Genomic DNA, 26,050 nt, shown 5'->3' with positions numbered 1-26,050 from the left:
AGACCGTTCACACGTTCTTAAAGGCTTTGCCATGTTCAAGATCCATCAGCTCGCCCCCTGGCTGCTCGCCTCCCTGATTGCCCCCGCTGCCCAGGCTGCGCTCAAAGTCGGCGATGCTGCGCCCAACTTCAAGACACCGGCGGCAGTGGCCGGCAAGGCGTTTGACTTTGACATGGCCGCCGCGCTGAAAAAGGGGCCGGTGGTGCTGTACTTCTTCCCCAAGGCATTCACACAGGGCTGCACTTTGGAAGCCCATGCATTTGCCGAAGCCACGCCTCAGTTCACTGCCATGGGTGCCACGGTGGTGGGCATGTCACATGACGATATCGACACGCTCAAGAAGTTTTCCACCGAAGCCTGCCGCGACCAGTTTGCCGTAGCGTCCGACCCAAAGGCCCAGACCATCAAGGCCTATGACGCGGCAATCGCTGCCAACCTAGCCATGGCCAGTCGTATTTCCTATGTCATCGGGCAGGATGGCAAGGTGAAGTTTGCACTCGTCAGCAGCGACCCTCTGGCCCATGTGCAGCAGACCGAAGCCGCCGTCAAAAAATTGACCGGCAAATAACGCCCTCGCGAGTCCTTCCGGACTGCTACTGCGCTAGCCAGTTACCTATCGGGCTATTGAAAGCCCGGTCGAAGCGGCTATAGACATCGGAGCCACCGCTGGCCGTGCATGAGCTGCTGCCGCCAGACAGCGTTCCCACTACGCGGCCGCCTACAAAAATGGAGGATCCGCTGCTGCCGCCTTCGGTGATGCCCTTGCTCCAGCTGATGTTCAGATAATCGCTTTGGGCATTGCCGGGGCTGCAGGTGACGCCACCATTGCCAACCGTACAGTTGCTCAGACGCTGTACCTGGCCTTCGCTGTATTTGAGCCAGTCGCCCTGCGGGTGATGCAGGCCGTAAATGGCCGTACCGGCCACCGCCGTGCCACGAGCATCCCAGCCGGTCAGCGTGACACCAGCTGGTGGCGCTTCATTGAGCCGCATCAGCGTGGTATCAGTGGCTGCCGCCGCATAAAGCAAGGTGGCGCCGCGCTGCAGTGCTGCGGTCTGGGCATTGGGCTCAAAGCTGTTGCAGCTGGCCGAACGGAAGAACCAGTCCGTGCGCAGCGAAGTGGCCGAGGCCTGTGTAGAGATGCAGTGGTTGGCCGACAAAAAGTATGGCGTGTAATCAAGCTTGGTGTTGTTCAGCAAAGAGCCTGTGCAGTAGTAATAACGATTGTCTGGACCCACATACGTCATGCGCGCCACGGCATTGCGCTCGGTCGCATATTGGTTGGCACAGCTGGCATCCTGCTCGCAGTCACCTGCATCGCCCACATTCCTGCTCACGAAGTTCTCACGCAAATCGGCCTGCGTGGGCAAAGCCAGATTGATATAGGCGTGAGTGAGCGCGGGAAGGGCAATCCGCACCTGCGAAGTGGGCACCCCTGCGGGCAGGCCGATTTCCAGCGTGACCTCTTCGGCCCCCTGATCAGGCGTCCACCAGATGCTGGCCGCCGGAGTATTGCCATCGACGCGGCGATTTCGAGCAATGGCCTCGTTGATGGCTTGGCCCGTGGTTTCAAATCCGGTCTTGTTGCGGTCCTGCCGATACAAACGAATCTGGGCCACATCCGGCAAGGCATCCACGACCAGCCCCAGTCGCACCCCATAGGCACCGGTGGATGTAATGCTGATCGCCGCGACCAGCCCGCCATCTGGTGCCGGGGTCCACTTCAGCGTTCGGGCCATGTCTCCTGCAGACTGCAACGAAGACAACTCTCGCGGCGCACCGATCTGCATGGGCAGGCCCGGAATGGGCATTACCGGCAGCGGGGCATTGCTCCACTGCGGTAACGCCAGACTGATGGCCTGAGGCCGCACGGCGGCAGTGGCCAGCGCCACGCCTTTGGTCGCCGCCGCTGATGCCGCAGCGGGAACGACCAGCGAATCCAGCACATAGGCTTTGGGCGGGCCTGACGGAGGGTTGATATCTCCAACACCTGCAACACCGGCAACAACACCATTGCCACCGCCACCGCTACCACCAGCGCCACCGCCCGGCCCTGGATCAGGAGCACTGCCCCCGCCTCCGCCGCCACAAGCGGTCAGCACGACCAGCACCACACTTGCGCATCGAGGGGCGATGCGCCTGCCCTGTCTCCACCAACTCATATCGTGTCCTCCTGCAGTTCACGACCGGACCGGCACAGGGCCAGCAAGCTATTTCGTCAAAGCCTTGAGCGCGAGCTTAATGCCCTCGCTCACCCCTACATCGGGTGGGAGTTTCTTGAGGGCGGCAGACGCTTCCTTGTCCGAGTAGCCCAGCGCCATCAGCGCCTGCTGAATATCGCTCTGGTCATTGTTATTGGCAAACAGCGACTGCGCGCCGGTATCTGCCCCGATCTTGCCCTTGAGCTCCAGCAGTAGACGCTCGGCCGTCTTTTTGCCAATGCCCGGCACTTTGACCAATCGCCCTGCTTCTTGCTGCGATACCGCATCCGCGAGATCATCAATGCTCAGACCACTGAGCACGGCCAGCGCCATGCGCGGGCCAACGCCGGTGATCTTGATGAGTTCGCGAAATGTCTGGCGCTCGCGGGCCGTGGCAAAGCCGAACAGCAGCTGGGCATCTTCGCGCACCACAAAATGGGTCAGCAAGGCCACCTTGGCACCGTTGGCGGGCAGGTTGTAGAAGGTGCTCATGGGCACTTGCACCTCGTAGCCCACACCGCCGCAGTCCACCAATACCTCGGGCGGGTTTTTTTCCAGCAGCGTTCCAGTCAATTTGCCTATCATTGAAGTCCTTTGCCGCACTGTGCGGCCATCTTTTGAGAAATTATCCGCGTGATCCTGCGCCACTCTTTCACTCCCCACCACAACTCACGCCTGTCCCATCTCTGCGGACCGACGGACGCGCACCTGCGCACCATTGAAATTGCGCTGGGCGTCAAGATCGCTCACCGCCACGAGCAGTTCAAGATCGACGGCCCCAAGGCCAAGGCCAATGAAGCGCTGGAACTGCTGCAAGCCCTGTATGAGCTGGCTGACGATGTCATCGCCGACGATACCCTGCAACTGATGCTGGCTGGCGATGCCGAAATGCTGGAAGCCGACCTGACCGCGCCCCAGCTGACCACACGCCGCGCCGACCTGCGCGCGCGCACGCCCAATCAGGCGCTGTACCTGGAAAACATTGCCAAGCATGACATCACCTTCGGCATTGGCCCCGCAGGTACCGGCAAGACCTATCTGGCCGTGGCCTGCGCCGTCGATGCGCTGGAGCGCAGCGCCGTGCAGCGCATTGTGCTGACGCGCCCTGCTGTCGAGGCTGGCGAGCGTCTGGGCTTTCTGCCCGGCGATCTGGCGCAGAAGGTAGACCCCTATCTGCGTCCGCTGTACGACGCGCTCTACGACCTGATGGGCTACGAGAAAGTGCAAAAGGCTTTTGAGCGCAATGTGCTTGAAATCGCGCCGCTGGCCTTTATGCGCGGGCGCACGCTGAACAATGCCTTTGTGATTCTGGACGAAGCCCAGAACACCACGCCCGAGCAGATGAAGATGTTTCTCACCCGCATCGGCTTTGGTGCCAAGGCCGTGGTGACAGGCGACGTGAGCCAGGTGGACTTGCCCAAGGGCGCGCCCAGCGGCCTGGTCGATGCCGAACGCGTGCTGCGCCGCGTCAAGGGCATCTCCGTCAATCACTTCACCAGTGTGGACGTGGTGCGCCACCCGCTGGTCGCCCGCATTGTGGATGCTTACGACGCCCATGGCCGTGTGACCCAAGGCACCTCAGCTCCCAAGACCCGGGTGCCAGCCAGCCGCAGTGCCCGACCGCTGCCTACGGCGGATGAGCTTTAATCAAAATTCATAGCTACCAGCACTTACCAGATAAGCGCTACAAGCCAAAATGTCTTTAAATCAACTGCAACTGTCTCTGCAATTTGGCCCCTCTGCCGAGGCCACAGCCCACCGCGAGCTGCTGACCCGCAGCAAGGTCACGACCTGGATTCGCCATGCGCTGGCGGTGGATGCCGAGATCACCGTGCGCATCGTCGACACCGAAGAAGGCCAAAAGCTCAACCGCGAGTTCCGTCAAAAGGATTACGCGACCAATGTGCTGACCTTTGACTACCAGCAAGAACCCACCGTAATGGCCGACCTGGTTCTCTGCGCCCCCGTGGTGGAGCGCGAAGCCAAAGAGCAGAACAAGACGCTGGAAGAGCATTACGCACACCTGCTGGTGCACGGCACGCTGCATGCCCAAGGCTGGGACCATGAGACCAGCGAGGAAGACGCTGAAGAGATGGAAGCCTACGAGACCGACATCATGAAAGAGATGGGGTTTGAGGACCCCTACGCTCAGTAACTGCCATAGCGCCTTGGCATATGGCGCTACCAAAAACAAAGCGGCCTGCCCAAGCTAGTACTTGGACAGGCCGTTTTTTAATGCTGGAACTGTTTATTCAACGCTCAGGCCAATGGTGCGCACCAGTTGCGCAACGCGCACAACTTCGGTCTTGATCTGCTTGGCAAAGACCTGCTGGCCTTCACCCACGGGCGTAATGCCTTGCTGCAGCAAGCTCTTGCGCAGCTCTGGGTCTTTCAGGGCACGGTCCGTATCCTGCGCAATGGCTTGCACCAAGGCGGCGGGCGTGCCCTTAGGGGCAAACAGGCCAAACCAGGCTCCGGCTTCAAAACCCTTGTAACTCTCAGCCAGCGTCTGCACCTGGGGCAGCAAGGCATGGCGTTGCAGGCCCGACACCGCCAGCGCGGTCAGTTTGCCGCTTTGAATCTGCGTGATGGCGGGTGCCACGGCAATCAGCATCACATCGACCTGACCCGCCAGCACATCCTGCAGACCTTGTGGGCCACCGCGATAGGGAATATGCGTGGCGAAGAAGCCTGCGCGCTGCTTGAACTGCTCCATCGCCAGATGCTGGGCACCACCTGTGCCTGACGATGCGTAGTTGATCTTGCCGGGGTGAGCCTTGGCATAGCTCACAAAGTCCTGCACGGTCTTGAAGCCCTTCTTCGGGTTGGCCACCAGCACAAAGTCGGACTGGCCGAGCTTGGTCACCGGCACCAGATCGTTCTTGACGTCATATGGCAGGTTGCGCTGCACATTGGGCATGATGGTGATGGCGCTGTCGCCGCCCACCAGCAGGGTGTAGCCATCGGGCTGGGCCTTGACCACGGCATCCACAGCCGAAACACCACCTGCTGCGCCCTTGTTCTCCACAACAACGGCCTGCTTCCATTCCTTGCCCACCACATTGCCCACCTGACGCGCCAGCAAATCAGGCGCGCTGCCCGCGCCGTTCGCCACCACCAGCTTGACGGAGCGCGCCGGAAAGTCCGGCTGCTGAGCCATGGCTGCACCCTGCACACAGGTTGCAGCCAGCAAGGCCCAAGCGGTGCGAGAGAAGAAACGGGGCAGATTCACGGCAAAACTCCTTAACGTAGGAAGTGATTGTCAAAACATTGGTTTATTTCTCAAAATACTGTTTTTACATTTTTTTATTTCTAAAAATAATTAAACAGCTCGACCTCATCGGATCGGCGCACCACAAGATTCCCAATCAGGAGACAAATCCATGGACAACCTGGGCCACCTCGCCCTGCTGCTGGCCGCCGCCTTTGCCGCTGGCGCGCTCAACGCCGTGGCTGGCGGCGGCAGCTTTCTGACCCTGCCCGCGCTGGTCTTTACCGGCGTGCCCCCTGTGGTGGCGAACGCCACCGGCACCGTTGCCTTGCTGCCTGGATATATGGCGGGCGCATGGGGCTTCAAGGACGATATGCAGTCGCCGCCCGGCCTGTCCATGAAGCAGGTGATCGCGCTGTCGCTGATGGGCGGCTCGGCGGGGGCCGCACTGCTGCTGTTCACGCCCGATGCGACCTTCCGCAAAGTCGTTCCCTGGCTGCTGCTGGCGGCCACCGCCATGTTTGCCTTTGGCCCGCAGCTGCGTGTCTGGGCCTCGGGCAAGAATGCAAGCAACGCCGCACCCAATGCCACCAAGGCCGCTATCGGCATGCTGATCGTGGCGGTGTACGGCGGCTACTTCAACGGCGGTCTGGGCATCTTGCTGCTGGCCCTGTTCTGCCTGCTGGGCCAGACCCAGCTGAATGCCATGAACGGCATGAAAAACCTGGTCTCAGCCCTGCTCACAGTCATTGCCGTCGCCATCTACGCCGTGGGCGGGATTGTGCAATGGGAACAAGCGCTGGTGATGATGGTGGCTGCCACGCTGGGCGGCTATCTCGGCGCACGCGTGGCGCGCAAAATTCCGGCCCACATCCTGCGCTGGTGCATTGTGGCCACGGGGCTGGTGATGGCGGGACTGTTCTTCGCCAAAGGCTGACACGTCCGTCAACCCCAAAGCAAAAAGCCTTCTCCGTAACGAGAAGGCTTTTTTTGTGAGCACTCAGCGCTTGATACACAAGCGCCTGAGGCCAATTTGACTGCTATTTTTACAGCAGACGTGCACGCACCGTCTTGCCCTTGACCTTGCCACCGTTGAGCTTGGCACAGGCTGCCGAGGCAATCTTGCGGTCCACCGCCACATAGGTAGAAAAGTCGTTGACGCTGATCTTGCCAATCTGGTCGCGGCTGTAGCCAAAGTCGGCGCACATGGCACCCATCACATCGCCCGCGCGAATTTTCTCTTTGCGACCGCCAATGATCTGAATGGTCATCATGGGGGGCAGCAGCTCGCCACCAGCGGCCGGGCTCAGCTCATCCACGGGGAAGAACTGCGAAGCACGGCCTTGCAGTTGCTCGATTTTGCCCACGCTGCCCATCTCGTCCATGCTGACCAGATTCAGCGCCAGACCTTCCGCATCGCCACGGCCTGTGCGGCCAATGCGGTGGATGTGCACTTCCGAATCCGGCGTCACGTCCACATTGATGACGGCGGACAGATCAGCAATATCTAGGCCGCGCGCAGCCACATCGGTCGCCACCAGCACGCTGCAGCTCTTGTTGGCGAACTGCACCAGCACTTCGTCGCGCTCGCGCTGCTCCAGCTCACCGAACAGCGCCAATGCGCTAAAGCCTTCGGCCTGCAGCGCCGTCACAACGTCACGGCATTGCTGCTTGGTGTTGCAAAAGGCAATGGTCGATTCTGGGCGGAAGTGGGCGAGCAGCTTGGCCACAGTAGCCACCTTGTCGCGGGCGGCCACCTCGTACCAGCGCTGCTCGATCTTGCCGGCGCTGTGCTGGGCGGCCACCTTCACGGTCTGAGGGTCGCGCATGAAGCGGTTGGCCAGATTGGCAATGCCTTCGGGGTAAGTGGCCGAGAACAGCAGGGTCTGGCGATCTGCCGGGCACTGCTCTGCGACGGTGACGATGTCGCCGAAAAAGCCCATGTCGAGCATGCGATCGGCTTCGTCCAGCACCAGAGTCTTGAGGTTGCTGATGTCGAGCTTGCCGCGCTCCATCAGGTCCATTACGCGGCCGGGTGTGCCGACAACGATGTGGGCACCGTTTTCCAGCGATGCGATCTGGTTGCGCGAGGGCACGCCGCCGTAGACGGTCACGACCTTGATGTTTTCCTGCGCGCGAGCCAGACGGCGGATTTCGGTGGCAACCTGATCGGCCAGCTCACGCGTGGGGCACAGCACCAGCGCCTGCACGGCAAACCAGCGAGGGTTGAGGCGATCCACCATGGGCAGGCCAAAGGCGGCGGTCTTGCCGCTGCCGGTACTGGCCTGAGCGATCAGGTCCTTGCCCTGCAGGGTCAGCGGCAGGCTGGCGGCCTGAATGGGCGTCATCTGCGTGTATCCCAATTGCTGGAGGTTGGCCAGCATTTCAGGGGACAGAGGCAGCGCCGAGAAAGCGGAGGAATCAGTGGCCTTGGCGGCGCTGGTGGAGGTATTCATAGGGCTGAATTATCCGGGGCCAGCCCATCCGAGCCCCTTCAGGCTCCGGGTTGGCCCCTGACCGCCATGGGGCATGCGCCCGCCGTGCCCCGATTTACGACTGGGGCTGTACAGCTGGCTCTATGCGCAGGGGAATAGTCACCGGCCCGTCGTTCACCAGATGCACCTGCATGTCGGCGGCAAATTCGCCGGTCTGCACCACGGGGTGGGCTACGCGGGCCTTGTCCACAAAGTAGTTGTAAAGGCGACGGCCTTCATCGGGTGCTGCGGCAGCGGTAAAGCTGGGGCGGTTGCCGCCCCTGGTATCCGCTGCCAGCGTGAACTGGCTGACGATGAGCAGGCCACCACCCACATCCTGCACGCTTTTGTTCATCTTTCCGGCCTCATCGCTGAAGATGCGCAGCTTGAGCATCTTGGCCAGAAGCTTGTCGGCCTCAGCCTCGGTATCGCCGCGCTCGGCACAGACCAGCACCAGCAGGCCTTGTCCGATCTCACCGGTCATGCGGCCATCGACTTCCACACGCGCCTGTTTGACGCGCTGAATCACACTCATCATCCTCGGGAACCTTCCTGTGCCGCGCCTGTTGCTTCTTGCCCAGCTTCAAAGCCAGCGTCACCATCCGCCACTTCACTGACGGTGTTCATGCCCATGGGCAGCACTTCAATCCGGGCGTACAGGCCCGGAATGGCCTGCAGCAGCGCAGCTTCAATTTCAGTGCGCAATTGTGCCGCGCGCTGCACGCTCCACTGGCCGGGAACATGCATGTGAAAGTCCACAAAGCTGCGCTCGCCCGCCTGGCGGCTGTAAATATTGTCAAAGCTCACCCCCTCGCTGCGCTTGGCGTAGCCGTCCAGAAGTGCATCGATCTTGAGGCGCTGAGGCGCATTCAGCGCCTGATCCATCAAGCCTTGCGAGGACTGCCAGACCAGTTGCATGCCTTGAATACAGATATGGATGGCGACAGCCAATGCGACCAACGCATCGACCCACAGCCACCCCGTCCATGCGGCCGCCAGCAGTCCAATGACCACGCCCACCGAGGTCCAGACATCGGTCAGCAGATGCTTGGCATCCCCCGCCAGCGCCATGGAGCGAAATTTTCGCGACGAGCGCAGCATGACCCAGGCCAGCAGGCCGTTAAAGAGCGTGCTGAGCAGCGAAAGCAGCAAACCCCAACTCAGCTGCTCCAATGGCTGTGGATTCCACAGCCGCGACAACGCGGCCCAGGCAATCGCCAGGCTGGCGCCTATGACCAGCACGCCCTCAAAGCCGGCCGAGAAATACTCGGCCTTGTGATGACCATAGGGGTGTTCGGTATCCGCCGGACGCTTGGCAACCGTGACCATGGTCAGGGCGAACATGGCTCCTGCCAGGTTCACAAAGGATTCCAGAGCATCCGACAGCAAACCGACAGAGCCGGTCAGCCACCAAGCCAGCGTTTTCAAAACAATGGTCAGCAGCGCGACCACCACAGAGATTTTCAGCAGGTTTTGCGGCTGCAGCCATTGGGACGTTGTGGATGCTTTGGAGTTGTTCATGTTCTTAAGCTGCTAGCAGGAGGTGTGACTTAAACCAAAAGACCTAAGCAATGGTGTTGGCAAAATCAAGAATCGTTGCCTATGGGAAACCAAAATCCACCGGGGCCGAAGCGATTCCTATATAAACACTCCCAAAAACGAGGGAGGCGCATGCCTGACGAATTCATAGCTCAGCCATCGAGAGATGTGGATGCCATTGTGAGGCTGGTCGCAGATACGGCACCGGCCATGCTGGCTTATTTCGACGCCGACACCCGCACCTGCCGCTTTGCCAATACCCACTATGCCGAACACTTTGGCCACACGCCGCAAAGCATTGTCGGTCTTGATGTGCAGGAGATTATGGGAGAGCTGGTCTGGGCGCAGATAGAACCGTATCTCGACCCTGTCTCAGTGGACAACGCTCAGACCATGCGCTACACACGCCAGTTCAAGAATGAAATCGGCAAGGTTCAGCATATTGAGGCTGTGCTTCGCCCTCATGAAGAAAATGGCGTGCTCAAGGGGCTGGTGGCACTGATGACCGATGTGAGTCACCACCATCAGGTAACCCAGCAAATACGTGACAACGAAGAACGGATGCGCAAGTTTGCCGCCATCACCACCGAAGCCATCGTGCTGCACCGCGACGGCATCATCATAGATGGCAATGACGCCCTGTCGCGCCTGGTCGGCTACACCATCAACGAACTGCGCGGCACCGCCATTCTTGATTACGTGAGCCCGGAAGTCCGCCTGCGCGCCCTGAAAAACTTGCGCAGCGAGAGCGAAGACCGCCACGAATCCGTTGCCGTGCACAAAAGCGGCCTGCATATTCCCGTAGAGGTCGAGGCCAAGACCATGCCTGGCGAGAACGACAGCCACCGCATCGTCGTTCTGCGCGATATGACCGACAGGCTGCAAACCCGCCAGCGCCTTGATTTTCTGGCCCAGCATGATTTGCTGACGCATCTGCCCAACCGGGCACGCCTGAACCATTTGCTGAGCGATGCGATTGCCAAGGCCGCAGGTCAGCAATCACGGCTGGCCGTACTGTCGCTGGATCTGGATCAGTTCAAATTCGTCAACGACTCACTCAGCCATCGCGCGGGCGACTTGCTGCTGTGCGAAATGGCTCAGCGCATTCAATCAGCCCTGCGCCCACAGGATATCGTGGCCCGCGTCGGCGGCGATGACTTTGTCATCGTGCTGCCCAACAACCCCAGTCTGCTGGAGACCGAGGCGCTGGTGGCTCAGCTGCGAACGCCGGTGGAGGCTCCCTATCAGGTCGAAGGCACGCAACTGAACGTCTCGCTGAGCGTAGGTATTGCCATGTACCCCAATGACGGCCAATGCCCAGAGGCACTGCTGAGCAATGCCGAAGCCGCTCTGCAAATGGCCAAGACCCGTGGCCGTAGCTTCACGCAGTTCTACACCCCCGCGCTGGAAGGGCGAGCAACGCGCATGCTGATGCAGGAGCAAATGCTGCGCAATGCCGTTGAGAGAGGCGAGTTTGAGCTGCACTACCAGCCGCAAACCTTGATACACAGTGGCAAGCTGGCGGGCTTTGAAGCGCTGGTGCGCTGGAAGCACCCGCACCGAGGTCTGGTTTCGCCCAATGAATTCATTGGCTTTGCCGAGAACCGGGGCCTGATTGCGGCGGTTGACCGCTGGGTACTCAACCAGGCTTGCCGTCAGGCCAAGACTTGGCAGAATGACGGCTATCCACCCGTTCCTGTGGCGGTCAACCTGTCCGCTCAAGAGTTCCGCCAGCGTGATGTGGTGCAGGAGGTGGCACAGGTGCTGGACGATACGGGACTGGACGCTCGCTATTTGCATATCGAGATCACCGAGACCACGCTCATGCTGTCGGGCACGCATATGCAGCAGACTCTGCATGCGCTCAAGTCACTGGGCGTGGGGCTGGCGATTGATGACTTTGGCACTGGCTACTCATCGCTGGCCTATCTGCGCAAGCACCCCATAGACCGGCTCAAGATCGACCGATCCTTCGTCTCCGACCTGCCCCACAACCCCGATGCAGCCGCCATCGTCAACGCCATCGTGCAGATGGGCCAAAGCCTGCATCTCGAAATTCTGGCAGAAGGCGTAGAAAGCCCCGAACAATTGCACATGCTCCGTCAGATGGGCTGTGCCATGATGCAGGGGTTTCTGGTGTCTGCGCCAATGCCTGCTGATCGTGCAGCCGCATGGATGTCGCAGCAGTGTCAAATGCTACAAAGACAATAGCACCCATGGCCATCAATACATCGACTCCCTCCCATAAAAGCAGCAGCATGTTTCATACCGATGCACCCCAGGCTCTGGCTCATGTGCAGCAGTTGTACCGAGAGCAAATCGATCATCTGCGCGCCGCCATGCAGCGCTTTGTGGCGGGTGAAACGCCTGCAGCGCCGGTCCACGCCTATTACCCGTTTGTGCGCATCAAGACCACCACCGTGGCCCACGCCGACACCAAACTGACCTATGGCTTTGTGGAAGGCCCCGGCACCTATGAAGCCACGCTGACCCGACCCGATCTCTTCGCCAGCTACTTCGGCGAGCAGCTGCGTCTGCTCATCCTGCATCACCAGGTAGCTATCGAGGTTGGCCTGAGCGACAAGCCCATCCCGATTCATTTCTCGTTTGCCGATAACGACCATATCGAAGGCTCCCTCTCACCCGAGCGCCGCATGCTGATGCGCGATGTGTTTGATCTGCCTGATCTGGAATCGATGGATGACGGCATTGCCAACGGCACCTGGCGCCCCCATCCGGGCGAGGCCCTGCCGCTATCGCTGTTTACCGCTCCGCGTGTGGATTACTCGTTGCACCGCCTGCGCCACTACACAGGTACGGCACCCGAGTGGTTCCAGAACTTTGTGCTGTTCACCAACTACCAGTTCTATATCGACGAATTCATCCGTCTGGGCCATGCCGAGATGGCCAATGAGGACAGCGACTACATCGCCTTTGTCGAGCCCGGCAACGTCATCACGCGCCGCAAAGGCCTGCCTGCCGAAGCCGTGGACGAGCTGGGAACCGCACCGCCCCGCCTGCCGCAAATGCCCGGCTACCACTTGGTGCGCGCCGACAACAGCGGCATCACCATGGTCAACATCGGCGTAGGCCCGGCCAATGCCAAAACCATTACCGATCACATCGCCGTGCTGCGCCCCCATGCATGGATGATGCTGGGCCACTGCGCAGGCCTGCGCAACAGCCAGCAACTGGGCGACTATGTGTTAGCCCACGCCTATGTGCGCGAGGACCATGTGCTGGACGAAGAGCTGCCGCTGTGGGTACCGATTCCGGCTCTGGCCGAAATTCAGGTCGCCCTGCAGCAGGCCGTGGCGGATGTCACACAGATGGAGCGCCCCGACCTCAAGCGCATCATGCGCACCGGCACCGTGGCCAGCACCGACAACCGCAACTGGGAGCTGCTGCCTGACAACCTGCCCCAGCGCCGCTTCAGCCAGAGCCGCGCCGTGGCGCTGGACATGGAGTCGGCCACCATTGCCGCCAATGGTTTCCGCTTCCGCGTGCCCTACGGTACCTTGCTGTGCGTGAGCGACAAGCCGCTGCATGGCGAAATCAAGCTGCCCGGCATGGCCAATCATTTTTACCGCGAACGCGTTGATCAGCACCTGCGCATCGGCATGCGTGCAGTAGAGATTCTGCGAGAAGGTGGCTCCGATCGACTGCATAGTCGCAAACTACGCAGCTTTGACGAAGTGGCCTTCCAATAATCGCCTTCATGCACGATGTAGATCAGTTTTCCATGGCTCTCATGGTGGCCGTGAATCTCATGACGATCGCCTTTGCCCTGCCATGGTTCATGGGCCAAAGCCAGAAAATGAGCCGCCCCGCCCGCAATGCTCAACAATTTCTGTTGCTGCAGGGGCTCTCTTGGCTGCTCATATTCGGCGCGGGGCAAGTCGCTACCTTTGGCTGGAATGCACTGCTGTCTACATCCGCAACGGCCGCCTCACTGGGTGCTCTATGGCAATTGCACAAGGCAATGAAAGGCTGGTTAGGACAACGCTGCAAAGCACTCACCATGGCTTTGCCTGTCTTGTGCATCCTGACGCTGGCAGGTGTCATGGCGCTGATTCAAAGCAAGCCTTACCAGGTGGTATGGTTCGACATCGGTTATGGCCTGAGTCTCATTGCCGTGATCAGCATGGCTCTCTACCCCCGTACCAAGGTTGCCAAAGCGTGGCGCTATCTTTTCTTTGGTGCTGGTCTGTGCATTGCACTGAACCTGATAACCAATGCTTACTCCGCACTGCATGCCTCGTGGCTGATCAGCTTTGCGACGGAACCCAGTACACACAGCACGCTGTATTGGTTAATGCCAGTCTTCAGCGGCCTGTGTTTCGTGTCGATACTGATGGCCTGCCGTGATGAAGAACTGCGCCTGCAGCAGGCCGATGCACCCGAAGACAATTTGACAGGCTTGCCGTTGCGCCAGGCGATCAAGGGCCAGGCACGCTTCATGCTCCACCGCTCACTGCGCGAAAATCTGCCTCTGGCGGTGATTCTGATCGACATGGATCATTTCTCCCGCGTCAACAAGCGTCATGGGTATCAAACTGGTGATGAAGCCCTGCAGTTGATGTCTCGCGCACTGAAAAAACAGATGCGTGGCGACGAGGTAGTCGCTCGCTGGCAAGGCGAGTCTTTCTGCCTGATGGTTCATGCAGACCTGATAGGGGCACGCGCACTGCTCACCCGTATCAAGTCAGCCATTCAGATGGGTGCTCAGTATGAGCTGCAGGTCGATCTAGACTTCAGTGCCGGCTGCGCACTTGCCCCCAGCGCATGGGAAGGTCTGAAGCTGGAAGAGCTAACCAAGCAGGCAGACATCGCCTTGCAGCAGGCCAAAAAACTGGGGCGCGGACGCACTGAATTCATCACCCTGCCCCCCCGTCTCAAGACGGGGAAGAGTCAACTCTGTCCTCCGGGGCTTGAACGTCCGTTTAAATCGCCCACTACGCCGTCAATTTGATCAAGTCCGCCGCCTTCTCGGCAATCATGATGGTGGGCGCATTGGTATTACCGCTCACAATACGCGGCATGATGGAGGCATCGATCACTCGCAGCCCCTGGACGCCATGCACGCGCAACTGGGCATCCACGACATCCAGCGGCCCCGGCCCCATGCGACAGCTTCCTACGGGGTGGTAGATGGTGTCGCCGTAGCTGCGGATGAACTGCTCAATCTCCGCATCGCTGCGCGCCTGCGCTGAATGCTCCAGCTCATTCCCACCCAGCCCAGCCAGCGCCGGCTGACTCAGAATATCACGCATGCGATGCACGCCGCGCACCATGCGCTGCATGTCGTCGGCATTGGCAAAGAAGGCGGGGTCTATCAACGGCAAGGTCCGCGCCTCATTCGCCGCCAGCCTCACCCGCCCTCGGCTCTTGGGTTGCAAGATACAAACATGACAGGAGTAGCCGTGACCCAGCACCGTCTTGCGCCCGTGGTCCAGCAGCTTGCCGACCACAAAATGCAGCTGCAGATCAGGGGTCACCGCTTGTGGCTGACTGCGGATAAAACCGCCCGCCTCCGCAAAATTGCTGGTCAGCATGCCTCTGCGCTCATTGCGCCAGCGGCTCACGCCCTGCCAGACGTTTTTGAGACCTGTCAGCGAGATACCAAAGCTGTCCGTCAGCTGCGAGCCATTCACCACCTGTACCACATCCGGGTGATCATGCAGATGCTCGCCCACGCCAGGCAGATCATGTGCCACCTCAATTCCCATCTGCTGCAAATGCTCGCCCGGCCCAATGCCAGAAAGCATGAGCAGCTGCGGTGACTGCAGCGCGCCAGCGCACAGCAAGACCTCGCGGTTGCAACGCAGCTGCTGCACCTGTCCGCCCTGCACATACTCCACGCCTACCGCCTTGCGCCCCTCCATCAGCACCCGCAGCACCTGCGCACCGGTGATGACTTGCAGATTGGGCCTGCCGCGCACCGGCGTCAGATACGCCTTGGCCGCGCTGCAGCGCTCGCCGTTGTGGTGCGTGACCTGATACAGGCCTACGCCTTCCTGATTGAGCCCGTTGAAATCGCTGTTGTGCGCATGGCCTGCCTGCACGCCTGCGCGCACAAAGGCCTGCGCCAGCGGATTGGGGTCACGCAGGTCGGACACATGCAGTGGGCCGCTGCCGCCATGCAGCGCATCCGCGCCACGCGTGTTGCATTCGGACTTCTGAAAATAAGGCAAAACATCGCTCCAGCCCCAGCCGGTATTACCCTGAGTGCTCCAATATTCATAGTCCGCAGGCTGGCCACGCGAATAAATCATGGCATTGACGGAGCTGGAGCCCCCCAGCACCTTGCCGCGCGGCTGGTAGCCCTTGCGACCATTCAGTCCGGGCTGAGGCACGGTCTCCATGGCCCAGTTCAGCGTTTTTTGCTTGGCGACCAGCGCCAGCCCGGCAGGACAGTGAATCAGCACACTTTTGTCTTCGCCCCCAGCCTCCAGCAGCGTAACGCTGACAGCCGGATTTTCACTCAGGCGTGCCGCCAGTACCGAACCTGCCGAGCCGCCGCCGATCACCACATAGTCGCGCATAGAGCCTCCCGCTTTGAGCGCTCATTCTGGAGAATCTGCCCCAGCGCTGGAATGCGCAATAACACGGTCGTGCGGAAATTTTTCAGCCCCTGCAGGTGCATATCACGCCACAGATGCCCGACTAGGGCCAAACCCGCTCAGAACCGGGATACCATTTTCCCGTTCAATCGCACTTATCCGAATGGAGACAAAAATTATGGCAATCCAAACTGTAGGCATCATCGGCGCAGGCACCATGGGCAACGGCATCGCACAGGCGTGCGCCGTGTCGGGCATCAATGTGGTGATGGTCGACATCTCTGACGCCGCCGTGCAAAAAGGTCTGGCTACCGTTGCAGGCAGCCTGGACCGCCTGATCAAGAAAGAAAAGATCAGTGAAGCTGACAAGGCCGCAGCGCTGTCCCGCATCAAAGTCTCGACCAGCTACGACGACCTGAAGTCCGCCCAGCTGGTGATCGAAGCCGCCACCGAGAACTACGAGCTCAAGGTCAAGATCCTCAAGCAGGTCGATGCGCTGGTCGCCCCCGAAGTCATCGTGGCCACCAACACCTCGTCCATCTCCATCACCCAGCTGGCCGCCGCCACGCAGCGCGCCGACCGCTTCATCGGCATGCACTTCTTCAACCCCGTGCCCATGATGGCGCTGGTGGAGATCATTCGCGGCCTGCAGACCTCTGACGCAACGCACGACGCGGTCAAGGCCATGGCTGAAGCACTGGGCAAGTCACCGATCACCGTCAAGAACGCGCCCGGCTTTGTGGTCAACCGCATTTTGGTGCCCATGATCAACGAAGCCTTCCAGGTGCTGAGCGAAGGCACGGCCAGCGCCGAAGACATAGACGCAGGCATGAAGCTGGGCTGCAACCAGCCCATCGGCCCGCTGGCTCTGGCCGACATGATTGGTCTGGACGTGTGCCTGGCCGTGATGGAGGTCTACCTCAAGGAATTCGGCGACAGCAAGTACCGCCCCTGCTTCCTGCTGCGCGAAATGGTGGCCGCCGGCCGTCTGGGCCGCAAGACCGGTCAGGGCGTCTACACCTACTGATCTGCGATCACTGGCACGCTCAGGAGGTCGAGGGGCCAGCAAGGCCCGCTCACACTACTTCCGAACCTCTGCCAGCAGGCGGCGCACCGACATCGCCAGAGCCTGAGGCTCACTGACCCAGAAATGGGTTGTGGCCCCCAGTCTTTGCGCCGCTTGCTTCAAAGTCTCCAGTACCCGCTCAGGCTGAGTGCTGGTCACACGCACCTGGGCTGCGCCTCGGTAGCCCTGCTCCACCTGCAGCGGCACACCGGGCCACAAACTTAGTCGCAGTTCATCCTGCAATAGCTCAATGTCAATTAAGGGCTGCACCGCACGCTTGCCCTTTTGCTTGGGCAGCTCAGGCAACACGAGCCGCGCACTCACCTGCAACTCGGCAGCATCCAGAGCCCCGACAGTCGCCCCCTGGCGATACGCCAGCACCGCAAGCCGCTTGCGCCGGCTCAGGCCTGAGATCAGCACACAGGCAGCAGCCACCGTCACTTCAGCCTCAGTCACCCTCTGGGCAAAATGTGCGGCTTTTTTCTGAGCCACAGCAGGGTCTCCGCCCCAGAACTGCAGCACCAGTCTCGGCGTCTGGTGGATTTGCGCGCCCAATCGCTTCATCACCTCCAGCATGCTCTCGCTGCTGACAATGTCAGAGTGCACTTCAACGGCCAGCGGGCGCCCATCCGCCAAGGCTTCCAGACTGCGTTTGCAGGCCTCCAGCTCGCCCTCTTGCCCCATCAGCCCCATGACCAGCAACAGCGTATCGCCATAAATAAACGGCCGAGCCTGAAATTCATCCGCCCATTCAACGGCGGCGAGCTTGCGGGCCTCATCGGCACTGGCGGTGCGCACCGCCGCCAGCAGCGTCACCTCATGGCTGTGTATGCCACCGGACATCGACGCTGCACCCTGCTTCCAGGCCAGCGCCCGCAGCTCGGGGAACTGATCTTCCAGACCGTAACCCATTGCCAGCACCGATCGGCCAATGGCCAGCAAGTCACGCGGCATCTCGCCATAGGCCAGCCCCGGCCCGGCCACGGCCTGCGCCTGAAAGAGTTGCTGCCATTCAGGTGCATAGTCTGCTTCCGGCTTCCAGGCTGGCAGCAGCTGCGCCAGATAGCTGTTGGCGTCGCTAATGGTGTCGAACTTAGCCACCATCACGCATTCGCCACTGTTATTGCCAGAAAACGCCTGCCACACCCGTATGGATGGCTCGGAGTGGGCGCGCTGCGCGTGCAGCAAGCCAGCCCGTTTGCGGCCCGCGCAGCCATGGCGCAGGCTGGGCTGCGCCAGACGCGAGCGCTGATGCTGCCAGCCCGCCAAAATCTCTTGCGCATTGCGCGCGGGCAGACCTCCGTCGTGAAACGAGCAGCCCTGCATACGCTGATCGGGGGTGATGGATACAAAATCCACGCCCGCCCCGCAGTCCCCGCTGCCGTCCGCTCCATCAAACAAACGGGGCAAAGGCACGGTATTGCCAAAGCACACCGACAGGCGGCAGGGCAGCGGCGCATCCTGCACGATGGCCGCCAGTTGCAGCCGCCCCTGCGCCGTCAGATGCCTGTGCATATCGGCGCCGATATACGACAGCAGCGACACATCGTGGCAACCCAGTGCTGTCAGCTCCGCCAGCAGACTGGGCAGCGTCTTCAGCGCTGCCGCATCTACCAGCAGATTGGCACCCCATCTCTGCCCATAGCTAGACAAAACCTGCGCCGTATCGCGCCAGCGCGGGTCCTCATAAAGAGAGATGCGCACCTGCCCCAGGCAGCCCGCATATGCCGCAAATGTTCCGGGTCGAATCAGCAGACCATTGGTGGTGACATTCAGCGCCAGCGGCGTGGTTTCATGCAATTGCTGCACCAGATCGGCAAAGCCGCGAAAGGCAAATGGCTCGCCGCCGCCAAACGCCACCTCCAGCACACCGGCAGCACTCAGATCTTGCAGCACCTGCGCAGCGGAATCGAGTGTCCATGCGCTCTCGCGCTGCACATCGCGTGAGCAGAAATCGCAGCTCAGATTGCATTTATTGGTAATGCCAAACATGGCCACCCGGGGCGCAACGCGCTGCAGATGCCGGGTTTGCGCATTTTCAATGCGGATGCTGGTTCCGCTTGCCGGGTGGAAACGCAGCAGCGCGCCATCCAGCGGATAGTCTCTGAACAGTTGGCGGTGCGGCGCTTCTGGCATCTTTTTTCCAATTCGTGGGATCACGCCCAAAGCATAGCTGCGTGCAAGGCGCTGGCGTTAACACCTAGCACTGCAGGCGATGAATCGTCCTGTACGCGACTGCTGCCGCAAGCGCTGCGGTCTATCGTTTTGCGCAGGAGATTCACCATGCAAATCGACATTCCCAGCCCACCGCCAGAGGGCTGTATTTCCTGTGAAGTTCGTGGCCATGTGCTGCTGATCGGCATCAACCGCCCAGCCAAGCGCAATGGCTGGACGCCGGCCATGTTCCAGCAACTGGCCCAGGCTTACACCCGGCTGGACGATGACCCCGAGCTGCGCGTAGGCCTGCTCCACGCCTTTGGCGAACATTTCACGGCGGGGCTTGATCTGCCCCTTATCGCCGAGTTCATGAAAACCGGCCAGAAAGTCATCCCACCCGGGCTGGTGGAGCCGCATGACTACGGCCTTCCCGGCTACCGCCGCCGTGCCAAACCCATGGTGGCTGCCGTCAAAGGCATCTGCTTTACCGTCGGCATCGAGCTGATGCTGGGCGCGGATATTGTGGTCGCCGCTGACGACTGCCGCTTCGCGCAGATGGAAGTGCAGCGCTGCATCATGCCCACCGGCGGTGCCACCCTGCGCATGGCCGAGCGCGCAGGCGTGGGCAATGCCATGCTGCACCTGCTGACGGGCGACCCCTTTGATGCGGCAGAAGCCTATCGCTGCAATTTCGTACAAAAGGTCGTGCCCACTGGGCAAGAGTTGGACGAAGCCTTTCGCATTGCAGAACGTATCTCCCTGCAAGCTCCGCAAGCCGTGGTGGCCACACGCCTCAATGTGCTCAAGGCCATCGAGCTGGGTCAGGCCGCCGCCGTAGCCGACTTCATTCCCGTGCAGCAGCGCCTGTCCCACAGCGAAGATGCGGCCGAAGGCGTGCGCTCCTTCATTGAAAAACGCCCCGCACGTTTTACGGGCAGATAAACCCAGCCGAAGAGGTTTTCATGAATTTCAAGAAATATTCCCGTCAAGCGCTTATTCCATTTGCGCTGACAGCTATTGTTTCTGCAGCATCTGCACAGACTGCAGCCCCCGCGCTGCCTGACCCGGCCAGCACCACGGTGCAGGCTCTGGGCTGGATGCAGGGCTTTCCGCCTGCGGCAGACAAGCTCATCACCTTCGACAACCCTGTTGGCAACACCTTTCCACGCATCCGCTGGACGTTCTCCCATATCCGCGAAATCGTGCCCACCAGCAATGTCTGGCGCGGCCCGGGCGCGCCCAGCGCCTTGCGTGCAGCCCCGGTGAATCTGGATAACGTGCGCTTCAAGGTCATGGGCACAGGCGAGGAGCTGACCTTCGCCCAGTCGCTTGACCGCAACTACACCGACGGCATTCTGGTGATGCACAAGGGCAAGGTCGTCTATGAGAAATACCTGGGCGCACTGGAGCCGCAGCGCCCGCACCTGGCCATGTCAGTCACCAAATCTTTTGTGGGCACGCTGGCTACGCTTCTGGCGCATGACGGCAGCATCAAACCTGAAGCGCTGGTCACCGACTATCTGCCCGAGCTGAAGAACACCGCCTATGGCGATGCCACGGTACGGGAAGTCATGGACATGACGATTGGCGTGAAGTACTCCGAAAACTACGCCGACCCCAAGGCCGAAGTCTGGGACTACGCCCGTGCGGGCGGCATGATGCCGCAGGGCAAGGATTACGCGGGGCCCAAGAGCTTTTATGACTTTCTGCAGACCCTGCAGAAAGAGGGCGAGCACAAGCAGGCCTTTGCCTATAAGACCGTCAATGCCGAAGTACTGGCATGGATTGTTCGCCGCGCCAGCGGCAAGTCGCTGGCCCAGTTGCTGTCCGAGCGCATCTGGAGCCGCATCGGGGCCGAGCAGGACGCCTATTTCATGGTCGACCGCATTGGCACCGAGTCGGGTGGCGGCGGGCTGAACACTACGCTGCGCGACCTGGCCAGATTTGGCGAGATGATGCGCAACAACGGCCGCACCGCCAACGGCCAGCAGGTGCTGCCCAAGGCCGTGGTGGACGATATACGCCGCGGTGCCGATCCGGCCCAGTTCGTCAAGGCAGGCTACACCACGCTGCCCGGCTGGTCCTACCGCAATATGTGGTGGGTCTCGCACAACCCCAACGGTGCCTATATGGCACGCGGCATTCATGGCCAGGCCATCTATATCGACCCCAAGGCCCAGATGGTGGTGGTGCGCTATGCGTCGCACCCGATTGCTGGCAACGCCGGCATAGACCCGACCAGCCTGCCCATGTACCAGGCACTGGCCGATACGCTCATGAAACAATGAGGGCGTGAATCTACGCCCCCAATACCACCTTCGCCCCAGCCCGCAAGGGCTGCTGGCCTGGGATGTGCGCAAGCTCATCGCTCTGGCCGCCCAGCAACAAGTACAGCCGCGCTGGATTGCGCTGTCTGAGATTGCCGAGCTGGATCAGCGCTACTGGTTCAGCGAGCCGGGCGACGAGCCCACACCCCGCGCGATTGCCGAGCACCTAAAGCTGGTCGAGGCGGCCGACACCGCCTACCCCATCCTGCTCGACGCCGAAGGCCGGCTGATGGACGGCATGCACCGCGCCGTCAAGCGGCTGGCACAGGGCCACACGGATATCTGGGCGTTGCAACTGCACAGCACGCCAGCGCCGGATTTTGTGGACGCAGACCCCGAAAATCTTCCCTACGATGACTGAGGTCGAATTAACAGAAATGATAGCTACATGCGCTTGATATAAAAGCGCTAGCGGCAGATTTGATGCAGATTCATGCATTCTCCGCACAAGCGCCCTCACCCCTGCAGACGGCTGGCGTCATCAACATGGGTTAGCGTATGCCTTTCACCAACCCAAGGAGATCAACATGGCCCAACTCGACAAGGTTCTGTACACCGCACACGCACACACTACCGGCGGCCGCGAAGGCGCTTCGCGCACGGATGATGGCCGTCTGGACATCCAGCTGACCTCCCCCGGCGGCGCTGGCAAGGGCACCAACCCCGAGCAGCTGTTTGCTGCCGGCTACTCCGCCTGCTTTATCGGTGCCATGAAGGCTGTGGCTCCTCGCCAGAACGTGACTCTGCCCGCCGACCTGTCTGTGGACGCTGAAGTGGATCTGGGCCCCGTGGGTGAAGTGTTCGGCATCGCCGTGCGCATGAAGATCAGCCTGCCCGGTATGGACAAGGCCGCTGCCCAGCAACTGGTGGACGCTGCTCACAAGGTCTGCCCCTACTCCAACGCCACACGCGGCAACATCGACGTGACGCTGACTCTCGCCTAAAACCCGCTAGGCAAAGTCACGCCACAGGGCATCGGGGGCTGCAACGTAGCGCCCGGTGCCCAGCTCAAAGACACCTTCCAGCGTCAGCGGGCCGGCAATATCTGCGCTCGCATAGCGAGCCAGCGCCAGCTGCGTGACCGTGATTTCGGGCAAGCCCTGCCCCAACGCCTCCAAATGCTTCAGCATCTCGCGCAAAGGCCGTTGCTTGGCATAGTGGCCAATGGTCACATGGGGCAGATAGCGCCAGTCTGGCGCAGGCTCCTGGGGCACCAGCGCTGCATGCAGGCGCTGCAAAGCGGGCACGTCACCCTTCACTCTCAGATACGGCACGGTGGTAAAGCTATGCGGCTCAGCTATTTGCACAGCAAAGGGTTGCTGCTTCAATTTTTGCAGCAAAGCCACATCAGCCCGCAACGCCTGTGCGTCATATTCCTGCGCTATATGTGCAGCGCCGCCCTGGCATAGCCCGCGATAGGCCAGCGTGATATGCGGCTGGCGCGCATAGCGCGGCAACAAGGCATCACCCAGTCCGGCTCTGGCCTGCTGCAGCACTTGCGCAAGCGCCGCATCTTCCAGCATCACCACCCAGACGGCGCACCACGGGCAGCCCTGATGCCATTCGGCAAAATCTCTATCCTCACAGGGCTCTGACAGTTCTGGGCTCGTATCCATGACAGCGAGTGTGCCAGCTTCAGTGCAAAGCAAGAGTCTTTTGATCAGCTAGACCAGTGCAGACAAGCGCCAGCCGCTAGCAAAACAAAAGCAGCACTGAGCGTATGAAGGCAATCCCATCCAGCCAAAACGGGCCGGTTTGCGCATGACAATGCTGGCATGAGCGATACCCAAGACCCCTCTCACCCCTATGCAGACCTCACGCCGGATTGCGTGATGGATGCGCTGTGCAGCACGGGCCTTGTGCCGGATGGACGCTTCACGGCCCTCAGCTCCTATGAAAACCGCGTCTATCTCGCGCATCTGGATGATGGCGACAAGGTCGTGGCCAAGTTCTACCGTCCAGCCCGCTGGAGCCGCGCGCAGATTGAGGAGGAGCATGCCTTCTCGCAAGAGCTGGCTGACAAGGAAGTGCCCGTGGTCGCCCCGCTGGTTTTGCAAGGCCAGACCGTACACGAGCACAGCGGCTTTCTGTTCAGCGTCAGCCCCTGGCGCGGCGGCCGCAGGCCAGAGCTGGATGACTGGGAGGTGCTGGAGTGGATTGGCCGCTTTCTGGCCCGCATTCACACCGTGGGTGCCACCCAGCCCTTTGCCCATCGCCCGGCGCTCAATCTGAAAAGCTTTGGCTACGAATCCATGAACTACCTGCTGGAGCAGGAAGTCGTGGCGCTGGAAGTGCGCAACCGCTGGCAACAGGCCTGCGAGAAAGCTTTGTCTTTAATAGCACCTGCCGCTGATGGATTAAGCGCTGCAGGCCGTTTTGGCTTGCAATCTGCCACCGCCATTCGCCTGCATGGTGACTGCCACCCCGGCAATATTCTCTGGACGCCACTGGACGACGAGGGTCACGGCGGCCCGCACTTTGTCGATCTGGACGACGCCCGCAGCGGCCCCGCCGTGCAGGACCTGTGGATGCTGCTTTCGGGCGACCGAGGCCAGCAGACCCAGCAGCTCTCAGCCCTGCTGGAAGGCTATGAACAGTTCCGCAGCTTTGACCGGCGCGAGCTGGCCCTGATCGAGCCACTGCGCACCCTGCGCCTGCTGCACTACAGTGCCTGGCTGGCGCGCCGCTGGCAAGACCCGATCTTCGCCATCAACTTCCCATGGTTTGGCACGCTGGATTACTGGCAGGGTCAGGTCGGCATGCTCAACGAGCAGATCGAAGCCATGCAGCAAGAGCCGCTATACGCCTGAACCCATCGCTCAACCCAATGCAATCCATGCCTTTCAAGCCCAGTCTGTGACCCACGGACTGGGCTTTTTTGATGGCCGGCGTCGTTACAGCCGCAATGTCAGCAAATCCATCAATGGGCTCCAACAGCATCCTGAACGACCATGACGACTGCGCCGGTCTGGTGATCAGATCGCGCCACAATGCCAATGCCAACAACAGCGGCATGGCAAGCCGCTCCAGGCCTGCACCCAGCATTCGCGCGTTTGACCCGGTTGCCACGCCATTTCAGCATTTCATTGCAGAAGAGGCTCCCTTCATCGCACACATGAAGCACCAGCACTAAGCAGCATCAATTTTGCAAAGTCAGCAGCAAAAGAAACGGGCCTCAGTGGCCCGTTTCTTTTTGCTTTAGATAGTTTTAGCAGCGCCCCTGCACACGGCATTCGGGCACAAGCTGCCCTCTCGCATCACGCCATTGCACGGCCTCACCGCCCTGTACAGGAGCGGAAACAGGTGCTGAAACTGGTGCAGCCTGCACATCGGCCGCTTGAGGTCTATTCGGGTCATGCAGCACCGTCGAAGTACCAACGCCGACACCTACGCTGGCACCGCCCACGCCTGTGGATGCGCCCACACCGGCACTGCCCAGAACCTGCCCGCTCTGATTGACTCCAACACCTACGCCCACCGGGCCAAGGCCTGTGCCTACGCCTGCGCTAAGGCCTCCACTCCCCAGACCCACACCAACGGAGAAAGGCCCAACCGGAATACCAACGCCAATGCCAGCACCCACGGAGCTGCAACCGGGCAGCGCCATCAGCAGCAGCGCAGCCAGAGTGGCGCTCAGGCCTGCTTTCCCGGTGATCTTCAAGGCAGTTTTCATAACAGCTCGCTCATTGGCTTTTAACGTTTGCATTGTCGCCCGCCGATCTGGAAAAAAGGTTATCAATCAGTAGCTCGACCAGTGGCTTGAGCGCCAGCTTCTGCGGTGCATCAGGGGCCAGCAGACTGTTGTGCACCAGCGCCATCCAGAACGGGCTGGCCAGCAACTGTGCGCTGCGACTGACGGAACGGGTCTTGAGTTCCCCCTCCTTCACCGCCAGCGTCAGCAAGTCCTGCACATAGGTTTGCCATGCATCAAAAGCCAGCTCTTTGTAGAGCCGAGCCAGCTCGGGAGCGTGACTGGCTTCGCTGAGCACCAGCCGCGCCAGAAGGCCGCGCTCGCTGTTTTCCACCGCATCCATCGTAGGCAGCAAGCTGCGGCGCAAAAAGGCGCGCACGGTCTCACCCTTTTTTCGTTGGAGCGCCGTATAGACGGCCGAGTGCCTGAGCGCATGCTCAACCACCCCGCGCAGCAATTCGTCCTTAGACGGGTAGTACAGGTACAGCGTGCCCTTGGCTACCTGGGCGCGGCGCGCAATGCGATCCATGGTGCAGCGGGCTACGCCAACCTCGACAAACTCAGCCAGCGCAGCCTCGGCAATTTGCTGGCGGGTCTGCGCCGTCTTGTCGAGACTGGGGCCGCGCGTGCGACGTCTGGCCTGCGCGACATTGCCAATATCCGGGTCTGTGCAAGGGGCAGATGCATCAGCCTCGACCATGTGCTGAAATCCTTTTCTAGAATTCATAAAGTTGACCAAAAAGTCATTTTTAATAATTTTAGGTCAAGCTGATTTCCCCATGCAGGGTACGCAAAACGCCTGTCTTACCAAGTAGTTCCAA

At 60.7% G+C, this 26,050-nt stretch carries 25 protein-coding genes; 14 read left to right on the top strand and 11 right to left on the bottom strand.

Going from position 1 to position 26,050, the window contains the following annotated elements; translation table 11 throughout:
- Positions 1–31 precede the first annotated feature (31 nt).
- A complete protein-coding gene (locus CLU84_RS01250) occupies positions 32–568 on the top strand; it encodes a peroxiredoxin (protein ID WP_099735569.1) in 537 nt (178 codons plus the stop codon).
- A 25-nt stretch (positions 569–593) separates the two neighbouring features.
- On the opposite strand, the gene CLU84_RS01245 is transcribed toward CLU84_RS01250, so the two are convergent.
- On the bottom strand, positions 594–2,162 hold the full coding sequence (locus CLU84_RS01245; protein WP_099735568.1) for a serine protease: 1,569 nt from the start codon (positions 2,160–2,162) through the stop codon (positions 594–596).
- Positions 2,163–2,210: 48 nt separating this feature from the next.
- Positions 2,211–2,786: a Holliday junction branch migration protein RuvA gene (gene ruvA, locus CLU84_RS01240; protein ID WP_099735567.1), complete on the bottom strand. Its 576-nt coding sequence runs from the start codon at positions 2,784–2,786 to the stop codon at positions 2,211–2,213.
- A 48-nt stretch (positions 2,787–2,834) separates the two neighbouring features.
- On the opposite strand from ruvA, the gene CLU84_RS01235 reads away from it, so the two are divergent.
- Both CLU84_RS01235 and ybeY read left to right on the top strand, forming a co-directional pair.
- Complete coding sequence (locus CLU84_RS01235; protein ID WP_099735566.1) at positions 2,835–3,848, top strand: PhoH family protein; 1,014 nt, start codon at positions 2,835–2,837, stop codon at positions 3,846–3,848.
- A 49-nt stretch (positions 3,849–3,897) separates the two neighbouring features.
- A complete protein-coding gene (gene ybeY, locus CLU84_RS01230; protein WP_099735565.1) occupies positions 3,898–4,356 on the top strand; it encodes an rRNA maturation RNase YbeY in 459 nt (152 codons plus the stop codon).
- Positions 4,357–4,449: 93 nt separating this feature from the next.
- Here ybeY and CLU84_RS01225 read toward each other — a convergent pair whose 3' ends face one another.
- Positions 4,450–5,433: a tripartite tricarboxylate transporter substrate binding protein gene (locus CLU84_RS01225; protein ID WP_099735564.1), complete on the bottom strand. Its 984-nt coding sequence runs from the start codon at positions 5,431–5,433 to the stop codon at positions 4,450–4,452.
- A gap of 151 nt (positions 5,434–5,584) precedes the next feature.
- On the opposite strand from CLU84_RS01225, the gene CLU84_RS01220 reads away from it, so the two are divergent.
- Positions 5,585–6,349 carry a sulfite exporter TauE/SafE family protein gene (locus tag CLU84_RS01220; protein ID WP_099735563.1) on the top strand — a complete coding sequence of 255 codons (765 nt, stop codon included), beginning with the start codon at positions 5,585–5,587 and terminating at the stop codon, positions 6,347–6,349.
- Between the two features lie 109 nt (positions 6,350–6,458).
- On the opposite strand, the gene dbpA is transcribed toward CLU84_RS01220, so the two are convergent.
- From dbpA to CLU84_RS01205, 3 genes are all read right to left on the bottom strand, one after another.
- Positions 6,459–7,868 (bottom strand): ATP-dependent RNA helicase DbpA, encoded by a 1,410-nt coding sequence (gene dbpA, locus CLU84_RS01215; RefSeq protein WP_099735562.1) that lies wholly within the window; start codon positions 7,866–7,868, stop codon positions 6,459–6,461.
- Positions 7,869–7,962: 94 nt separating this feature from the next.
- The gene (gene dtd / locus CLU84_RS01210) at positions 7,963–8,424 is read right to left on the bottom strand and encodes a D-aminoacyl-tRNA deacylase (RefSeq protein ID WP_099735561.1); all 462 of its coding nucleotides are present in this window, start codon (positions 8,422–8,424) and stop codon (positions 7,963–7,965) included.
- On the bottom strand, positions 8,421–9,407 hold the full coding sequence (locus tag CLU84_RS01205; RefSeq protein WP_099735560.1) for a cation diffusion facilitator family transporter: 987 nt from the start codon (positions 9,405–9,407) through the stop codon (positions 8,421–8,423). Before CLU84_RS01205 ends, dtd begins: the two co-directional genes overlap by 4 nt.
- 150 nt (positions 9,408–9,557) lie before the next feature.
- Here CLU84_RS01205 and CLU84_RS01200 point away from each other — a divergent pair, with 150 nt between their 5' ends.
- From CLU84_RS01200 to CLU84_RS01190, 3 genes are read left to right on the top strand one after another with little or no spacing between them, the layout of a single operon-like run.
- Positions 9,558–11,636: a bifunctional diguanylate cyclase/phosphodiesterase gene (locus tag CLU84_RS01200; protein ID WP_099735559.1), complete on the top strand. Its 2,079-nt coding sequence runs from the start codon at positions 9,558–9,560 to the stop codon at positions 11,634–11,636.
- A gap of 47 nt (positions 11,637–11,683) precedes the next feature.
- Positions 11,684–13,135 (top strand): AMP nucleosidase, encoded by a 1,452-nt coding sequence (locus CLU84_RS01195; RefSeq protein ID WP_099735558.1) that lies wholly within the window; start codon positions 11,684–11,686, stop codon positions 13,133–13,135.
- An 8-nt stretch (positions 13,136–13,143) separates the two neighbouring features.
- Complete coding sequence (locus CLU84_RS01190; protein ID WP_099735557.1) at positions 13,144–14,397, top strand: GGDEF domain-containing protein; 1,254 nt, start codon at positions 13,144–13,146, stop codon at positions 14,395–14,397.
- On the opposite strand, the gene CLU84_RS01185 is transcribed toward CLU84_RS01190, so the two are convergent.
- Positions 14,381–15,970: a GMC family oxidoreductase gene (locus CLU84_RS01185; RefSeq protein WP_099735556.1), complete on the bottom strand. Its 1,590-nt coding sequence runs from the start codon at positions 15,968–15,970 to the stop codon at positions 14,381–14,383. The genes CLU84_RS01190 and CLU84_RS01185 overlap by 17 nt on opposite strands.
- Positions 15,971–16,166: 196 nt before the next feature.
- Between CLU84_RS01185 and CLU84_RS01180 the strand changes: the two genes are divergently transcribed.
- Positions 16,167–17,015 (top strand): 3-hydroxybutyryl-CoA dehydrogenase, encoded by an 849-nt coding sequence (locus CLU84_RS01180; protein ID WP_099735555.1) that lies wholly within the window; start codon positions 16,167–16,169, stop codon positions 17,013–17,015.
- A gap of 54 nt (positions 17,016–17,069) precedes the next feature.
- Here the strand turns inward: CLU84_RS01180 and CLU84_RS01175 are convergent, their stop codons facing one another.
- A complete protein-coding gene (locus CLU84_RS01175; RefSeq protein ID WP_099735554.1) occupies positions 17,070–19,190 on the bottom strand; it encodes a radical SAM protein in 2,121 nt (706 codons plus the stop codon).
- 147 nt (positions 19,191–19,337) lie between these two features.
- Between CLU84_RS01175 and CLU84_RS01170 the strand changes: the two genes are divergently transcribed.
- The 4 genes from CLU84_RS01170 to CLU84_RS01155 all read left to right on the top strand — a co-directional run bounded on the left by CLU84_RS01170 (position 19,338) and on the right by CLU84_RS01155 (position 22,482).
- Positions 19,338–20,153: a crotonase/enoyl-CoA hydratase family protein gene (locus tag CLU84_RS01170; RefSeq protein ID WP_099735553.1), complete on the top strand. Its 816-nt coding sequence runs from the start codon at positions 19,338–19,340 to the stop codon at positions 20,151–20,153.
- Between the two features lie 20 nt (positions 20,154–20,173).
- The gene (locus CLU84_RS01165) at positions 20,174–21,499 is read left to right on the top strand and encodes a serine hydrolase (protein WP_099735552.1); all 1,326 of its coding nucleotides are present in this window, start codon (positions 20,174–20,176) and stop codon (positions 21,497–21,499) included.
- A gap of 4 nt (positions 21,500–21,503) precedes the next feature.
- Entirely contained in the window at positions 21,504–21,899 is a 396-nt protein-coding gene (locus CLU84_RS01160; RefSeq protein ID WP_099735551.1) for a hypothetical protein, read from the top strand.
- A 166-nt stretch (positions 21,900–22,065) separates the two neighbouring features.
- Complete coding sequence (locus CLU84_RS01155) at positions 22,066–22,482, top strand: organic hydroperoxide resistance protein (RefSeq protein WP_099735550.1); 417 nt, start codon at positions 22,066–22,068, stop codon at positions 22,480–22,482.
- A gap of 6 nt (positions 22,483–22,488) precedes the next feature.
- Here the strand turns inward: CLU84_RS01155 and CLU84_RS01150 are convergent, their stop codons facing one another.
- Positions 22,489–23,154: a 2'-5' RNA ligase family protein gene (locus CLU84_RS01150; protein WP_099735549.1), complete on the bottom strand. Its 666-nt coding sequence runs from the start codon at positions 23,152–23,154 to the stop codon at positions 22,489–22,491.
- 159 nt (positions 23,155–23,313) lie between these two features.
- On the opposite strand from CLU84_RS01150, the gene CLU84_RS01145 reads away from it, so the two are divergent.
- Positions 23,314–24,348 (top strand): serine/threonine protein kinase, encoded by a 1,035-nt coding sequence (locus CLU84_RS01145; RefSeq protein WP_099735548.1) that lies wholly within the window; start codon positions 23,314–23,316, stop codon positions 24,346–24,348.
- 113 nt (positions 24,349–24,461) lie between these two features.
- Positions 24,462–24,671 carry a hypothetical protein gene (locus CLU84_RS01140; RefSeq protein ID WP_099735547.1) on the top strand — a complete coding sequence of 70 codons (210 nt, stop codon included), beginning with the start codon at positions 24,462–24,464 and terminating at the stop codon, positions 24,669–24,671.
- Between the two features lie 75 nt (positions 24,672–24,746).
- Here the strand turns inward: CLU84_RS01140 and CLU84_RS01135 are convergent, their stop codons facing one another.
- The gene (locus CLU84_RS01135) at positions 24,747–25,211 is read right to left on the bottom strand and encodes a hypothetical protein (protein WP_099735546.1); all 465 of its coding nucleotides are present in this window, start codon (positions 25,209–25,211) and stop codon (positions 24,747–24,749) included.
- 10 nt (positions 25,212–25,221) lie between these two features.
- Complete coding sequence (locus CLU84_RS01130; protein WP_233209898.1) at positions 25,222–25,956, bottom strand: TetR/AcrR family transcriptional regulator; 735 nt, start codon at positions 25,954–25,956, stop codon at positions 25,222–25,224.
- Positions 25,957–26,050: the final 94 nt, after the last annotated feature.

The sequence above is a fragment of the Comamonas sp. 26 genome (assembly GCF_002754475.1).
Lineage (GTDB): Bacteria > Pseudomonadota > Gammaproteobacteria > Burkholderiales > Burkholderiaceae_C > Comamonas.
This window is presented reverse-complemented; position numbering and strand designations above follow the sequence as displayed.